The sequence below is a fragment of the Hydrogenophaga palleronii NBRC 102513 genome (assembly GCF_001571225.1).
Taxonomy (GTDB): Bacteria; Pseudomonadota; Gammaproteobacteria; order Burkholderiales; family Burkholderiaceae_C; genus Hydrogenophaga; species Hydrogenophaga palleronii.
This window is the reverse complement of sequence record NZ_BCTJ01000008.1, coordinates 25,689-41,299: the sequence shown is the minus strand read 5'-3', so window position 1 is coordinate 41,299 and position 15,611 is coordinate 25,689. Positions and strand designations below refer to the sequence as shown.

Sequence of the window (15,611 nt, the reverse complement as noted above, 5' to 3'; positions counted from 1 at the left end):
GCGCCGTGGCCGACGATGAGGACCGGGGATTCTGCCACCGAGCCGTAACGGTGGCGGGCCGGTGCCTCAGCCCGTCAAGCGCCCTTGGCCGTCGGTGCGGGAGCAGATGCAGGTGCCTTGCGCTCCCAATCCTTCAGCGTCTGCTGCAGGCGGTTCTTGGCATCGGCATGGCTGGCGCGGAACACATGCGCCAGGCGCTTCTTCAAGGCCTCATCGGGCGGTGGTGCGCCCAGCGCCTTGAGCCGGTCGATCACCATCATCACCACCTGAAAACTGCCCGAGTGCACCGCCATGTACAGCGGCGTGCGCCCCGCGACGCTGACCGCACCGTCCGCCACGTCGAGCACATTGGCGCCGCGCTCCAGCATGTACTTCAAAACCCCGGCCTTGCCCTCCGCGCAAGCCCAGTGCAGCGGCACCAGGCCGCCTTCAAGGCGCGCATTGAAATCGGCATCGGGCGCGGTCAACAGCTCCGGGGCCAGGGGCCAGCCGGAGGCTTTGATCATTTGTTGGGTTTTCCAGTCGGGCACTTGGGTTCTTTGCGGCAGTCAGTGGAAGACCGAGTGTACGCAGGGGTGCAGCGTCTCCACCCGTGCACCGGTCCAGCAGCCGCGGCCCCAATGCTCAGCCCGTGCGCAGCGGATTTCACACAGGCCGCTTCAACACCGAGTGAACCGAATCACCGAACCCACGCAGCCACCAGTCGAGCATGCTGCTGTCCACCAGAGTGGCGGAGACCAGATAGTCATCGCCTTCCTCTACAACGCGCTGGTCGACTGACAGTGGCGTTTCCAGCAAGTGATGCCCCGCATCTTTGTCAATCTTGAAGGTCAGCTGTATGCGCTCTCCGCTTCCGAAGCCAAAACGACCATCGTTGTCGTACTGGCTCAGGTCGAACTCCTCGGGTGGATCAAAGCGAAAACTGCTTGCCCGCGCCGAGCGCATGCGGTGCACCGCAAGGCTTCGTTCGTTGTCGTACCCCTCAAAGCGACAGACCAGGTACATGCGTGGACCTTGTTGCGCCAGTCCCAGTGGCATCACCCGATGGTGCGCGGCGTTGCCGTTGGCGTTCTTGTAATCCACATCAAGCCACAGGTTTTCATACAGCGCGTGGCTCACCTGCTCGAGAACGCCTGGCGCGATGGTGGGCGGCAGCAAGGGTTGGCTGGTGCTGACCACCCGAACCTTCTTGAGCCAAGCGCTTTCAATGGATTTGTCACCGGCATCACCCAGCTTTTCGCGCGCCTGCACAAAAAACCCCCGAAGGGAGCTCATCAACCGAGGAGGAAGCAAGGCATGCAACTGCTGCTCTGCCAGCGTGAGCAACAAGCTCTCCTGCGCACTCAGGCCGGGCAGACTCAATCCCTTGGCGCCCTCTTTCCAGCTGTACCGAAATGGTTTTCTGCTGTCGTCCCGGTCAAGTTCGAAGTACTCCGACAAGGTCTCCAGCTGGCGCTGTACGGTGCGCACATCGCGCTCGAATCCGGCATCTGCCAGTTGCTGCTGCAACTCCGCGGCGGTGACAGTACGGCCTCTGGGTATGCGGCGCAGCATCTCAATCGCCATTTGCAGCGTCTCCAGGCTTTCTGGGCGTTTTGGCATGGGTCTACAGTCCTCCGCCCGAGTCAAGCGTGCCCATTGAAAACCTGCCACAACCTGACCATCGCGTAGGTGTCAAGCTGGCAATAAGCCAGCAGTTGGCGCCTGATGATCTCGACACGCTCCAAGCTTGTTACCGGGTGAATGGCTTCCAGATAAGCGTCCATGGCCATGCCGCCGTCCTGTACGCCCGCCAGGTCGCTGTAGCGCAATGCAGGCACCGCGGCCGGCAGCACGGCCTTGATACTCCAACTGCCCTTCTGCGAGGGGTGGTAATAACGCTCACGTGCGATGGGCAGCAAGTCCACCACACGGTCAACGATAGCCAGCAACGGAGCCGCATGTTCAGGGAAACGCAACGCCAACTCTCGCAACCGGCTTTTCTCAAAACCAGCGTTGTAGGCAAAGATGGGCCAGGCACGGTCGCCACAATCGGCAACAAGGGCCATGGCAAGCCGGCGTGACGGATCCTCACCATCCAGCGTCAGGAAATCCCCATGCAAAACCTCACCGTTCTCCATCAAGGTGTGCAGGCTGTACTGGAACGGTATCTGCTGATAGGGACGCGTTCCAGCCCAGATGGGAACCGCGAACTGGATGGTTTCAAAGTCCAGAAACTGCGCGGGCAAAGGATGCGCAGCAAGGTCTTCGGCCGCGCCTGTTGAGTCGAAGTAAACGGTGTCCGTCAAGGTGTGGTGCTTCACCCGTTGCTGCACTGGGTTGAGCAGATCATCAGGTACGTCGCGCATGTCGGTGATTTGACGGGCATCAAGCGCCTGCTTGAGCCGAGCACCCCGCCGCGGAAGCCAATGAATCGGATAGGTGGCCTGCGACTCATGCTGGTTGCAATGCCCGTAAAAACCGCATTCGAACGGATCATCACAATGCGGGCCCACCGCCATCTCTGGAGCCTGATCGAGAGCAGACACGGTCTGCGCACGATCAATCCAGCACTTGACCTCTTCTTCACGCGCCAACGCCTCCTGCGTCAGATCGTTCTCATGCAGAAGACCTCTGTAATCACCGCCTCCCGGGTACGTCCACGAACTGTCGATACAAGCCACGGCAACGCCTGACAGCCGAACGCCCGCAGTCCGTGCAACGTAGGCTTGCACCGCCACATCATCGCAGTGGTAAGGCTTGACTCTGGTGGACGATTTCACCTCCACCATGCGCCATTCAAGCGGCTGCTCGCCAGACGGCAGCATCACGTCGGCAAAGGCAAGCGCACCACCGGCAGCGAAGCCCGCCTCAAACACCGGCTGCTGCGCCTGAAGCAAGTCGGACGTGTGCTGAATCGCCGCTGCGAATCCTTGTCCTTCAACGTCCACCATGACGGCTTCACCCATCGGGTCGTAAAGGCGCCGCGCGATTTCACCAACGTGGTGTCCGGCTTCAAACCGCGCCTCTGCAGCTGTCGACTCGATGCGCAACGCTGGGCGATGAATTTCCAGCCAGAACCGTTTCGGGCATTGGCGCAGAGCCATCAACTTCGATTTAGAGAAGTTCCGCATTGTTTTCCTGAAACTTGAACACCTCGCCAGTATGGGATGGGTTGCGACACATGGTGTCGCACACATCGGCAAACTGGTGCACTTTCACACAAGGGCAATCATGGAAATCAAAAAAAACACAGCGACGGTTGATCTGCAAAAAACCTCAACCTACACAGCAGCCCTCCAGGTCGTCGCAAGAGAGCAGCAGGCAAGCATCAGCCTTATTCAACGCAGACTCAAGCTTCAATACAGCGTCGCCCTGAAACTCGTCAACCGGATGGTTCAGGAGGGGGTGATTGCGGACACAGCGGAGGACTCGGGAAATCGCGCAATCTTCTGGAGCGACGCACGATTTCAAGCATTTTTTAATCAGCAATGTACTCAACGGTCGGTCGAGTAGCATTGCTTCAGCTCCTGTGCGGCGCCCCATATCTCTTCATGAAGCCATACAACGGCCTGGTTTCACTGTTCGTATTCCCCACAATGCCATGCAATCCAACAACCTGACACTGCGCGCAATAGACGACCTGAAGGACGAAATTTTTCGTGTGCCCTCCTACCAACGGGGTTACCGCTGGACGCCCGAACAAGTCACGGCGCTGTTAGACGATGTGCAGGAGTTCGTTTCTTCACCAGAATGGACCCCCTCCAGTTTCTATTGCCTTCAGCCTGTCGTGGTGTCGAAGAATTCAGGGGTGGGCAGGGAGCTCATTGATGGGCAGCAACGCCTCACCACGCTGTACTTGATTTTGAATTTCTTCAACAGCCGTTATGTAGAAAGCGGGCAAAGGCGACATTTCACGCTGCATTACGCGACACGCGAGGACAGTGCAGCCTATCTACAGGATCCCAGTGCACAACGGAAAGACGACAACATCGATTTTTTCCACATTCACGAGAGTCACCTGGCGATTGCAAGGTGGTTTGCCAACGAAAACCTGGACTTGGCCAAACTTGAGTCAGCATTCCGAAAGCAAGTGAAGGTGATCTGGTACGAAGTATCAGACCAGGTCAAGCCGGTCGATGTCTTCGCCCGTCTCAATATGGGGAAAATTCCTCTGACCAGCGCTGAGCTCGTCAAGGCGCTGTTCCTGCGTGCGCGCAACTTCGAGGGTGACGACACCAAGTCCCTTCAAGCAAACCAGTTGCGCATCGCCCAAGAATGGGACCATATCGAGCGGCGTCTGCAAGACGATGCGTTCTGGTACTTCCTGAGCAATGCCAACGTCGCCTCCAACCGAATCGAACTCGTGTTGCGACTGCGTGCCGAGGAAGTGAAGTCTGGTGACGCCCTGGAACGGGACAACCCCAACACCTTTGTTTTTTTTGCGTTCAACGATTTGCTTTCGCGTCCTGACGTTGACGTGCTGAACGAGTGGGAACACGTGAAGCGCATCTTCCTGCAGCTCGATGAGTGGTTTTCAGACCACCTGCTCTATCACCTCATCGGATTTCGCATTTTTCAGCTACGTGATCACGCGAGAAACATCTTCCAGATTCAGCACTTGTCGAACGCCTGCTCGTCCAAGACCATGTTCCGAGAACGTTTGAAGTCCGACATTTTCAAACAGATCTTCTCGGCAAAGGGCTCTCACGCGCACGGTGTTGCCACGCCAGCAGAGCAGATTCAAAACACCCTGTCGGACCTCGTCTATGGGTCCGAATCTAAAGTCGTGCGAAACGTGCTGCTGTTGTTCAATGTGGTGTCGTTGGTGCAAGCCTCGAGCGCACGGTTCCCGTTCAACCTCTTCAAGACCGAAGAATGGGACATCGAACACATCCACTCGGTAACTTCCGAGATGCCCGATCGAGTGGATTTGCAGAAACAGTGGCTCAACAACTTCATTGAGCACCTGCGCTCCGACCCAGACAACGCACTGCGGATCAGGGCGGTTCAGATCGTGGACGCGGAAAAGCTGGATTCACAAGCGTTCAGCAAACTCTTCGGCGAAATCGTGTCGCACTACGGGCGGGAAGGCGAAACGGGTAGAGGCACCGATCCAACGGCTGACCATGGTCTGGGCAATCTGACGCTGCTGGACGCTGCCACCAACCGCAGTTACAAGAATGCCATTTTTCCGATCAAGCGCAAGAAGTTGTTTGGTCTGGACAAACGAGGACAGTTTGTTCCGCTCTGCACGAAAAATGCATTCATGAAGTACTACAGCGAAGACATCGACAAGATGTTGTTCTGGACCAAGGAAGACTCTCATGCCCACCTCACGGCCATGATCGACACATTCACACGCTTTTTTGCCGGCCAAGAGGTTCACCCATGACGACATCCGCCTCCCCAGAAAACAGGTTGTCGCTTGCAAGCTTGATTTCCGGTCTCGATTGGATCGAAATCCCCATCATCCAGCGGGACTATGCCCAGGGCCGTCCAGAAGCGGGCGACATTCGTTCAATTTTTCTGGCCTCACTGAAGACAGCCTTGCAACGCAGCACACCTCACGCATTGGACCTGGACTTCGTGTACGGCAGTGTGATTCGCTCCGAGAACCGCAGAGAGCTTGGAACTCTGTCGGTACTGGACGGACAGCAACGCCTGACGACATTGTTTCTGTTGCACTGGTATCTCGCTCTGCGAGACGGACAGCAAGCGCACTTTCAGACGCTGTTCTTGGCACCAGAAAGGCGCAGCAAATTCCGGTACGCCACGCGAATCAGCTCCACCGAATTCTTCAATGCCTTGGTGCGCCAGCATGAAAATGTTCCCTTGGCGTCCATCGACGCACAGGGGACTTCGCTCTCGGCCTCGTTGACGGATGGGCAATGGTTCTTCTCCAGTTGGAAGAAAGACCCCACGGTGGATTCTTGCCTGACGATGCTGGACGCCATTCATCAGGCTTTCAAGGACGAAGATGGGCTCTACCGTCGTTTGGTTGACGCAGACGCACCACCCATCACCTTTCACTTTCTGGAGTTGACCAACTTCGATTTGTCTGACGACCTGTACATCAAGATGAACGCGCGGGGCAAGCCACTGACCGCCTTTGAGAACTTCAAAGCCTGGCTGGTGACAAGGGAAAAGACGGGCAATGCCGCCGGGATCGATGAAAAGATGGACATGCAGTGGATGCACTTCTTCTGGTTGCAGGCACGCGCGGCGCCCGAGTCACGCCAGGAAAAGAACGTGCAGGATTCGACCCCGACGAGCGCACCGCACGACGCGATGTTCCTTCGGTTCTTGTACCTGATCGCACTGTTCGAGGCATGCGAACGGTTTGAACCAACCAAAGGCCGGCCTGAAGAAAAAGCGCAACAGGCGGACTGGATCAAACGGCTGCAGGAGGCCCATGAATACGTCTCTCTGCGGGCGTTTGAAGAGCGGTCAGCCTATGCGGTCGACACTGTGCGCTCGATGGAGATCCTGCTGGACTACTTCTGCGGCAACCCCGACCCGTCGGACCTCGCGGTGCTGCAACGCTGCTTGTCGCCGAAGGCCCGTGTCGACGACCTTGCCAAGCTCTATGCCGTGCTGTGCTTCCAGCGCGCAACATGGCAACAAACAGACGTGGATGCGGTCAACGAAGCGCGTCGTCGTTGGCAACGGGTGACCGGAAACCTGATCAACAACTCTCACTTCCAACTGGACACGTTGCCCAGCAGCGTGCGTGGACTGAAGTCTCTGGCTCTGCACGCAATGGCCCTGTACGAAGAAATCTCGTCCGAGTCGCATCCCTCGGGCTTGTCGCAAGAGCAGTTCAAAGAGGAACAAGACAAAGCGGCGTTGATTCTTGGCGATGAACGCTGGGGTCCGGTGCTGCAACAGGTGGAGCGGCACAGCTATCTTCAAGGGCGTGTCGGTTTTTTGCTCGAGTTCAGCACGCCGACAGAGAGCACGGAGCCGCAACTTGAACGTTTTTTCCGTTACGCACGCAGCACAGAGATCTTGCTCAGCGACGAAGTGCTGCTCTCCACAGAGTTCCTGCTGCAGCGCGCATTGCTGTCCTTGCAAGACTACAGAATCCCGAGTGGCAAGTACCTTTCCTTTTGTGCGCCACTCAACGGGTCTTTCCGCGAACGGGATGAGAACTGGCTGAAGGTCGTCAAAAAACCGGTGTTCAAGTTACTTCTAGACCGTCTGGGGGACGATGTAGAAAACTCGTTGCGTGAGCTTGTGGGTGCGGCCATTCAGAGTTGCTCAGACTGGCGAGCGCATGTGATCGCCGATCCTGAGCTCATTGGATTCTGCAAAGCACACTACCTGACGATGCAGCGCGAGGGGCCGGGCGACGGAACGATCTTCCTGCTTGAGAAGTCGACCACGAACGGCTACTACGTGGAGTTGCAGTCTTACGCCCTTTATCTAAAGCTAAAGAGCATGGACGCGAGCGCACCTCAGTCGTTGCCAGGCCGCCCGAGTTACGAGTTCGCCCGCCACGGTGATTTGCCCGCATTGAAAATTTTAGAAGAGCCTCAACTGACCATCACATTCGACGGCGAGTGGCGTTGCACGCAGAACGATCAGCCTCGTGACATGCCGGAGTGGCTCCTCACCATGACTCACGCACATTCCGCGGGCTCAAGCACGCCGGTTTGATTGGCCGTGCCAAGCGCCCACGGTGCTTGGCGCCAATCTTGGGGCCATGTCGGGTATGAACTCGTTCCGTTAGGGACGGTCTGCACAACCTCGGCCCCACATTGCCTAGTGTGAGACATTGCCGAGATGAAGCAAATGAGCCTTGGCGAGAGCGGATACGAGCGCAAGACCTAGAGGACGCGCAAGCGCGAGTTCCTCGATGAGATGAACTTGGTGGTGCCGTGGGCCGAGCTGGTCTCGCTGATTGCCCCCGGCGTTTGCAGTGCAGACGATGCTGCGCATCCACTTTCTTCAAGAGTGGTTCCACCTGTCGGACCCGGCGATGGAAGAAGCGCTGTACGACACGCCGATGTTTCGCGAATTCAGTGGGCTGGACTCGACCAAGAACAGCAGTGGCGAGTGCGCCCCCGAGATGCACCAGACCAAGAAGGGCAATCAATGGCACTTCGGCATGAAGGTGCACATTGGCGTGGATGCAGACTCGGGGCTGGTGCTCAGCGTGGTGGGCACGGCGGCCAACGTGAATGACGTGACGAAGGCCAGCGCACTGGTGCATGGAGAGGAGAGCGATGTGTTCGCTGACGCGGGCTACCAGGGTGTTGCCAAGCGTGAAGAGACGCAGAACATCGAAGTCAACTGGCATGTGGCCATGCGCCCGGGCAAGCGCCGTGCGCTGGACAAGGCCACGCCGATGGGCGCTGTGCTCGACCAGCTCGAACACGTAAAGGCGAGCATCCGCGCCAAGGTGGAGCACCCGTTCCGGGTTATCAAGTGCCAGTTCGGGCATGTGAGGGTGCGCTATAGCGGCTTGACGAAGAACACCGCGCAGTTGCACACGCTGTTCGCATTGAGCAATCTGTGGATGGTGCGGCGAACGCTCTTAACAGAGGCCCGAGGATGAGTGCGCCCAAAGCGCCCCGAGGTACCGGCAAGAGGCCGAAAATCGGCCCCGAAATCTCCCGAATCGCGCCGCGGCTGTCGCTATCTGAAACATCGCGCATTAACGCCTATTGCTGTGAGTGTTGTGCAGACCGTCCCTAGCTTAAAATCCAACAAGGAGAATACATTGATCACCCTTGATACTCGCATATCGAATTTTCTATCCAGCGTTGCGTTTTTTACAGACCTTGATGTTCAACGCGCAGTTTGGGTTGATGGCGCCAAAGGGGTTACATCGGTGATTTGCCCCAGCGAATTGTATTGCCAATTTTTTGATGACAACGACATCGATGACTTTATTGACAATGAGATGTCGACGGCTGCCATCACCGATTCTCAGAAGATGGCAATTCGTACTTTCCGAGACAAATTGAATGAGTTTGACATAGCATTCGATGACCCAATGAACCCGAAAACAGACGCTGAATTGATTGAAACCAAGGAGTGGGCGGACATACGAAAGCTCGCCGAACTAACGCTTGAAAAATTCGGGAAAACTGCGGATTCCTGGAACCACCTACGACCGTCCAACCGAGTTTGATCAATTCGTTAAAAAGCATCCATGAACCGAGCTTTTGAGTGAGTTCGCGGGGTCGAAGAAAGCAATTAAATATCCGCTTCGATAGCCAGCGACCCCGGCTGCGCGCAGCGGTATCGGCAAAGGCCCCATCTCCAACCGGAAGCCTCACGGCTTGATGACTGCCGCAGTACCGTCTGCTCCAGAAACAGTCGGCGCAGATCATGGGAGTCAACCACGCCGTGCTGATCGAAGCTGCGAAGGCCTTGACTTCGACGGCCCCAAATATCACTGCGATCTGCAGCCGGCGCACCACACTGGGTCGCGCTAAACCACAGCAACCACAAAGCCCGCCCGCGCCAGCAGCCCCGCCGCGTGAAAAACCACCCGCGCCAGCCGCTGGCAAGTGCCGCTTTGCGCCACAGACCGTTATGTAAGGTCACAATGCGCGCTGTTCGCAGTGAACTCCCCCCACGAATGCTGCTCTGAAATCCATGCCATCGACACCCAGCCCACGCCTCATGCCCGCCCCGTCCGCCATCGAGCGCTGCGCGCACTCTGCCCCTCGACGGGCCCGGCGCGGTGCCAGTGGTCTGGCGGTGGCGCTGGCTGTGCTGGCCCTGGTGGCGGCCTGCGGTGGCAAGGACGGTGCGGCCAAGCCGGCGCCCACGCCGCCCTCGGTGGGCTACATCACGGTGACGACGCAGGCCCAGGGCCTGCACACCGAGCTGGCGGGGCGCACCCGGCCTTCGCAGAGCGCGGAGGTGCGGCCCCAGGTGTCGGGCATTTTGCAGAAGCGCCTGTTCACCGAGGGCTCGCAGGTGAAGGCCGGCCAGCCGCTGTACCAGATTGACGCCCGCATGCTGGAGGCTTCGGTCAGCAGCGCCACGGCGGCGCTTGCCAAGGCGCGTGCCTCGGCCCAGACCACCAAGGCCAACGCGGCACGCAATACGGAGCTGGTGAAGATCGACGCCATCAGCCGCCAAGCCTACGACGAGAGCCAGGCACAGGCTGCGCAGTCGGCGGCCGACGTGGCAGTGGCGCAGGCGGCGCTGGACAACGCACGCATCAACCTGCAGTTCAGCCGCATCTCGGCACCCATCAGCGGGCAGACCGACCTGTCGGCCGTGCTCACCGGTTCTCTGGTGACGGCCAACCAGACCCAGGCGCTGACCACCATCAACCAGATCGACCCGATCTTTGTTGACATCACCCAGTCCAGCGCCGAGCTGCTGGAGCTGCGCCGCCAGTGGCAGGCCGGCATTTTCGGCAAGGTGGAGGCCAGCGGCGCGAAGGTGAAGCTGATCCTGGAAGACGGCAGCGCCTACAACCACACCGGCACGCTGCAGTTCACCGGCGCCACCGTGGGCCAGAGCACCGGCGCCATCACCCTGCGCGCGGCTTTCCCCAACCCCGAGCGCCTGCTGATGCCCGGCATGTATGTGCGTGCGCAGCTGTCCACCGGCGAATCGGCGCAGGCCATCGTGCTGCCGCAGCAGGCGGTGCAGCGCGACCCGGCGGGCAACCCCAGCGTGCAGTTGCTCAATGCAGAGAACAAGATCGAGAAGCGCCCGGTGAAGCTGGGCCAGGCGCTCGGCTCGCGCTGGCTGGTGCTTGACGGCGTGAAGCCGGGCGACCGCGTGATGGTGGACGGTTACCAGAAGGCCCGCGTGGGCCAGACCGTGACACCGCAGGAAATGCGCATGGAAGGTGGGCGCGTGGTGAACGCGCAGGCACCCTCCACGGCGAATGCCGCCGCGCCCGGCACCGCCGGACAGACCCCGGCAGCCGCCGCCACCCCTTGAAGCGGGCGCCGGGCCGGCTCATGCCGAGCGGCCCGGGTTCCTGAGCAACCCCACTCCACACCGCTGCACCATGGCCGAGTTTTTCATCCACCGTCCCGTCTTTGCCTGGGTGCTGTCCATCGTGGTCATGCTGGCGGGCGCCATGTCGATCTTCACGCTGCCGCTGGAGCAGTACCCCGACATCGCGCCGCCCCGCGTGTCGCTCAACGCCATCTACACCGGCGCCTCGGCCGAGACCGTGGCCGACTCGGTGACGCAGGTGATCGAGCAGCAGCTCAAGGGCATCGACAACGTGCTCTACATGAGCTCCACCAGCGATTCCGCCGGCCGCTCGCGCACCCAGCTCACCTTTGCCCCGGGCACCGACATCGACGTGGCCCAGGTGCAGGTGCAGAACAAGCTGCAGACCGCCATGAACCGGCTGCCCGACGCGGTGAAGAGCCGCGGCGTGTTCGTGAACAAAGGCGGCCAGGACAACCTGATGACCTATGTGTTCACCTCGCCCGATCCGTCGGTGACGCAGGTGGCGATTGGTGACTACCTCAGCAGCAACGTGGTGGACGTGATCTCCCGCCTGGACGGCGTGGGCGATGTCACCGTGTACGGCACCAGCTACGCCATGCGCATCTGGATGGACCCGGCCAAGCTGCAGCAGTACGCGCTGATGCCGTCGGACATCATCTCGGCGCTCAACTCGCAGAACGCCCAGGTGTCGGCGGGCCAGCTGGGTGCGCTGCCGGCGGTGAAAGACCAGATGCTCAACGCCACCATCACGGCGCGCACCAAGCTCAAGACGCCCGAGGAGTTCCGCAACATCGTGCTCAAGGCGGCCAACGACGGCTCGGTGGTCACCATCGGTGACGTGGCGCGGGTGGAGCTGGACGGCGACAACCTCACCGTGAAATCGCGCCTGAACAACCAGCCCGGCGCCGGCATCGGCATCGTGCTGGCCGACGGCGCCAACGCCATGTCGGTGGCCAATGCGATCAACGCCAAGATGGCCGAGCTCGCGCCCTTCTTCCCCGACGGCATCACCGGCGTGATCAGCTCGGACACCACGCCGTACGTGAGGGCGTCGATCAAGGAGGTGGCCATCACCTTGCTGGAAGCGCTGCTGCTGGTGGTGATCGTGATCTTCGTGTTCCTGCAGAACCTGCGCGCCACGCTGATCCCAGCCATCGCCGTGCCGGTCGTGCTGCTGGGCACCTTCGGCGTGCTCTCGGTGATGGGGTACTCCATCAACATGTTGACCATGTTTGCCATGGTGTTGGCCATCGGGCTGCTGGTGGACGACGCCATCGTGGTGGTGGAAAACGTCGAGCGCGTGATGCACGAGGAAGGCCTGTCGGCCAAGGAAGCCACGAGCAAGTCGATGAAGGAAATCACCCCGGCACTGATCGGTATCGGCCTCACGCTGTCGGCGGTGTTCATCCCGATGGCCTTCTTCTCCGGCTCGGTGGGCGTGATCTACCGCCAGTTCTCGGTGGCCATCGTATCGGCCATGGCGTTCTCGGTGATGGTGGCGCTGACGCTCACACCGGCCCTGTGCGCCACCATCCTCAAGCCCATGAACCACCTGCACGGGCGCGAGCAGCGCAAGGGTTTTCTGGGCCTGGTGGACCGTTTCTTCGTCTGGTTCAACGACCGCTTCGACCGCACCTCCAGGGGTTACCAGGGCATCGTCGGCAAGCTGCTGGTGCGCAGCAAACGCGTGATGCTGGCCTTTGTGCTGGTCATCGGCGTCGTGGTGCTGCTGTTCAACAAACTGCCCACCTCGTTCCTGCCGGTGGAAGACCAGGGTTTCATCACCGCCAGCGTGACCATGCCGGCCGGTTCGTCCGATGCGCAGCTGGAGGTGGTGCTGCAGGACATCACGCAGTACTTCATCGCCCAGCCCGATGTGCTGCGCGTGAACTCGCTCGCCGGCAACAGCGGCAACCAGAGCTCGGGCATCATCTTCGTGCGCCTCAAGCCCTGGGACGAGCGGCCCGACCAGGCGCAGAGTGCCGAAGCCATTTCGCGCAAGGCCACCCGGGATCTGGCCAGCATTCGCTCGGCCCGCATCTTCGTGAACATGCCGGCCGCGGTGCGTGGCCTGGGGTCGGACGCCGGCGTGAACTTCATGCTCAAGGACATCAACGGCCTGGGCTACGAAGCCTTGAAAGCCGCCAAGGACCGCGTGATCGAACTGGCCACCAAGCACCCCTCGCTGACCAACATGCGCACCAACAACTTCGACGACACATCGGAGCTCAAGGTGGTGGTGGACGACCGCAAGGCCGCCGCACTGGGCCTGGCGATCAACGACATCAACAGCGTGCTCTCCAGCGCCATGGGCGGCGCCTACGTGAACGACTTCGTGCACAACGGCCGCGTCAAACGCGTCTACGTGCAGGGCGACGCGCCCTACCGCATGCTGCCGCAGGACATCGGCCAATGGACGGTGCGCAACAACGCCGGGCAGATGATTCCGTTCTCTGCCTTCACCACCAGCCACTGGACCAGCAGCGCGCCCCAGCTGCTGCGCTACAACGGCACGCCGTCGATGGAGATGCTGGCCAACACCGCACCCGGCGTGAGCTCGGGCGCGGCGATGCGCGCGGTGGAAGAAATCATGGCGGAGATGCCGGTGGGCATCGGCTACGAATGGACGGGCGCTTCGCTGCAAGAGCGCCAGTCGGGCTCGCAGGCGCCGCTGCTGTACGCCATCTCCATCCTGTTCGTGTTCCTCTGCCTGGCCGCGCTGTACGAAAGCTGGAGCGTGCCGTTCTCGGTCATGCTGGCCGTGCCGCTGGGTGTGGTGGGCGCGCTGCTCGCCACCTACTTCCGGGGCATGTCGAACGACGTGTACTTCCAGGTGGGTCTGTTGACCACGGTGGGGCTGGCGTCGAAGAACGCCATCCTGATCGTGGAGTTTGCGGTGCAGCTGCAAGAGAAGGGCCTGAGCATCTTCGACGCCACGGTGCAGGCCGTGCGCCGGCGCTTGCGCCCGATCCTGATGACCTCGCTGGCCTTCGGCTTCGGCGTGCTGCCGCTGGCCCTGGGCACCGGCCCGGGCGCGGCCAGCCGCCAGGCCATCGGCACCGCCGTGCTGGGCGGCACCATGCTCTCCACCGCGCTCGGCCTGTTCTTCGTGCCGGTGTTCTTCCTGCTGGTGCGCAGCTGGGTCATGAAGGACAAACGCGGCGCCCACGCCGAACAAACCGCCACCGCCGCACATGGTGGTGCCCACCCCGTGTCCGCACAAGGAGAAGCCTGATGCCGCGCCCGCACGCTGCCCGCATTGAGCGCCGCTGGACCGCCATCGCCGCCGCGGCGGTCACCGCCCTGGCCCTGGGCGCCTGCGCCCAGCTGCCGCCCGTACAACCGGATGTGCAAGGCGTGGTCGCCCCCACCCTGGGCCAGCCCCTGCCGGTGGCCGAGACCCGCCCGGCAGCGCTGACCGACGCCCAGGCCCTGGCCTGGGTGCAGCACCCCGGCCTGCGGCAGACGGTGGCACAGGCGCTCAGCCACAACCGCGACCTGCGTGTGGCGGTGCTCAACATCGACCGCGCACGCGCGCAGTACGGCATCACCAGCGCCGCGCAGTTGCCCACCGTGGCCGCCGCCGGCCAGGGCAGCCGCAGCCGCACCGCGGCCGACCTGTCCAGCGCCGGCGTGTCCAGCGTGAGCAGCCAGTACACCGCGCAACTCGCCATCACCAGCTTCGAGCTTGACCTCTGGGGCCGTGTGCGCAACCTCAACGAGGCCGCGTTGCAGCAGTTCCTGCAGTCCGAGGTGAACCAGCAGAGCGTGCGCATCACGCTGGTGGCCGACGTCACCAACGCGTGGCTCAACCTGGCCGCCGACCAGGCGCGCCTGAAGCTGGCGCAGGACACCCTGGCCGGGCGCGAAAAGGCTTATCAGCTGACCGAGCGCATCCACGCGCTCGGCGCCACCTCGGGCCTGGTGCTGGCGCAGAACCGCAGCACGGTGGAAACCGCGCGCGGCGACGTGGCGGCCTTCACCGCCCAGGTGGCCAAGGACCGCAACGCGCTAGACCTGCTGGTGGGCAGCGGCCTCAACCCCGACTGGCTGCCAACCGCCGACACCTTGCGCGGCGAACCGGCGCAGGCGCCCGCGGCCCTGCTGGTGCTGCCGGCGGAACTGCCGTCCAGTCTGCTGCTGGCGCGGCCCGACGTGCGCGCGAGCGAGTACAACCTGCGCGCCCTGTCGGCCAACGTAGCAGCGGCGCGTGCCGCCCTCTTCCCCACCATCAGCCTGACCACCAGCGTGGGCACCGGCAGCCGCGAGCTGGACAACCTGTTCGCCAGCGGCAACGGCACCTGGAGCTTTGTGCCGCAGATCCGCTGGCCGATCTTTGACGGCGGCAGCGCCCGCGCCGCGGTGGACGTGGCACAGGCCAACCGCGAGATCGCCGTCAACCAGTACGAGAAGGCGATCCAGACCGCCTTCCGCGAAGCCTCCGATGCGTTGGCCGAACGCACCCAGTGGCAGGCCCGCCTGGACGCCCAGGAGGCGGTGGTGGCGGCGAACGCGCAGGCGTTCGAGTTGTCCGAGGCGCGCTTCACCGCCGGCGTGGACAACTACCTCACCGTGCTCGACGCACAACGCAGCCTGTACGCCGCGCAACAGGTGCTGATCGCGCTGCGCCTGTCGGAACAGGCCAACCGCATCGCGCTCTGGAAGGTGCTGGGCGGCTGAGTTTT

The 15,611-nt window shown here is 61.5% G+C and carries 10 protein-coding genes and 1 pseudogene; 8 read left to right on the top strand and 3 right to left on the bottom strand.

Annotated features, from left to right (window positions below; genetic code table 11):
- Nucleotides 1-74 precede the first annotated feature (74 nt).
- The 3 genes from HPA01S_RS07985 to HPA01S_RS07975 form a co-directional block, all read right to left on the bottom strand.
- A complete protein-coding gene (locus tag HPA01S_RS07985) occupies nt 75-506 on the bottom strand; it encodes an ankyrin repeat domain-containing protein (RefSeq protein WP_066268600.1) in 432 nt (143 codons plus the stop codon).
- A gap of 139 nt (nt 507-645) precedes the next feature.
- Entirely contained in the window at nt 646-1,602 is a 957-nt protein-coding gene (locus HPA01S_RS07980; RefSeq protein ID WP_066268597.1) for a helix-turn-helix transcriptional regulator, read from the bottom strand.
- A gap of 23 nt (nt 1,603-1,625) precedes the next feature.
- The gene (locus HPA01S_RS07975) at nt 1,626-3,086 is read right to left on the bottom strand and encodes a DUF2779 domain-containing protein (RefSeq protein WP_245638597.1); all 1,461 of its coding nucleotides are present in this window, start codon (nt 3,084-3,086) and stop codon (nt 1,626-1,628) included.
- Nucleotides 3,087-3,213: 127 nt separating this feature from the next.
- Between HPA01S_RS07975 and HPA01S_RS07970 the strand changes: the two genes are divergently transcribed.
- The 8 genes and pseudogenes from HPA01S_RS07970 (at nt 3,214) to HPA01S_RS07940 (ending at nt 15,606) form a co-directional block, all read left to right on the top strand.
- Nucleotides 3,214-3,495, top strand: a complete 282-nt coding sequence (locus tag HPA01S_RS07970; RefSeq protein ID WP_169801513.1) for a DNA translocase FtsK — start codon at nt 3,214-3,216, stop codon at nt 3,493-3,495.
- An 88-nt stretch (nt 3,496-3,583) separates the two neighbouring features.
- Nucleotides 3,584-5,374 carry a GmrSD restriction endonuclease domain-containing protein gene (locus tag HPA01S_RS07965; protein WP_066268592.1) on the top strand — a complete coding sequence of 597 codons (1,791 nt, stop codon included), beginning with the start codon at nt 3,584-3,586 and terminating at the stop codon, nt 5,372-5,374.
- Nucleotides 5,371-7,641, top strand: a complete 2,271-nt coding sequence (locus HPA01S_RS07960; protein WP_084360540.1) for a DUF262 domain-containing protein — start codon at nt 5,371-5,373, stop codon at nt 7,639-7,641. Before HPA01S_RS07965 ends, HPA01S_RS07960 begins: the two co-directional genes overlap by 4 nt.
- 126 nt (nt 7,642-7,767) lie before the next feature.
- Nucleotides 7,768-8,542 (top strand): annotated as a pseudogene (locus HPA01S_RS07955) (IS5 family transposase).
- 165 nt (nt 8,543-8,707) lie between these two features.
- Nucleotides 8,708-9,121 (top strand): hypothetical protein, encoded by a 414-nt coding sequence (locus HPA01S_RS23030; protein ID WP_157084929.1) that lies wholly within the window; start codon nt 8,708-8,710, stop codon nt 9,119-9,121.
- Between the two features lie 497 nt (nt 9,122-9,618).
- Nucleotides 9,619-10,902, top strand: coding sequence for an efflux RND transporter periplasmic adaptor subunit (locus HPA01S_RS07950; RefSeq protein ID WP_245638596.1), 1,284 nt, complete (start codon nt 9,619-9,621; stop codon nt 10,900-10,902).
- A 70-nt stretch (nt 10,903-10,972) separates the two neighbouring features.
- On the top strand, nt 10,973-14,161 hold the full coding sequence (locus HPA01S_RS07945; RefSeq protein WP_066268590.1) for an efflux RND transporter permease subunit: 3,189 nt from the start codon (nt 10,973-10,975) through the stop codon (nt 14,159-14,161).
- Nucleotides 14,161-15,606: an efflux transporter outer membrane subunit gene (locus HPA01S_RS07940; protein WP_066268588.1), complete on the top strand. Its 1,446-nt coding sequence runs from the start codon at nt 14,161-14,163 to the stop codon at nt 15,604-15,606. Before HPA01S_RS07945 ends, HPA01S_RS07940 begins: the two co-directional genes overlap by 1 nt.
- The last annotated feature ends 5 nt before the right edge of the window (nt 15,607-15,611 follow it).

Excerpts from the sequence above, each read along its gene's own strand:
- HPA01S_RS07985 (WP_066268600.1), bottom strand. The coding sequence starts at position 506 with ATGATCAAAGCCTCCGGCTGGCCCCTGGCCCCGGAGCTGTTGACCGCG.
- HPA01S_RS07980 (WP_066268597.1), bottom strand. The coding sequence starts at position 1,602 with ATGCCAAAACGCCCAGAAAGCCTGGAGACGCTGCAAATGGCGATTGAG.
- HPA01S_RS07975 (WP_245638597.1), bottom strand. The coding sequence starts at position 3,086 with ATGGCTCTGCGCCAATGCCCGAAACGGTTCTGGCTGGAAATTCATCGC.
- HPA01S_RS07970 (WP_169801513.1), top strand. The coding sequence starts at position 3,214 with ATGGAAATCAAAAAAAACACAGCGACGGTTGATCTGCAAAAAACCTCA.
- HPA01S_RS07965 (WP_066268592.1), top strand. The coding sequence starts at position 3,584 with ATGCAATCCAACAACCTGACACTGCGCGCAATAGACGACCTGAAGGAC.
- HPA01S_RS07960 (WP_084360540.1), top strand. The coding sequence starts at position 5,371 with ATGACGACATCCGCCTCCCCAGAAAACAGGTTGTCGCTTGCAAGCTTG.
- HPA01S_RS07950 (WP_245638596.1), top strand. The coding sequence starts at position 9,619 with ATGCCCGCCCCGTCCGCCATCGAGCGCTGCGCGCACTCTGCCCCTCGA.
- HPA01S_RS07945 (WP_066268590.1), top strand. The coding sequence starts at position 10,973 with ATGGCCGAGTTTTTCATCCACCGTCCCGTCTTTGCCTGGGTGCTGTCC.
- HPA01S_RS07940 (WP_066268588.1), top strand. The coding sequence starts at position 14,161 with ATGCCGCGCCCGCACGCTGCCCGCATTGAGCGCCGCTGGACCGCCATC.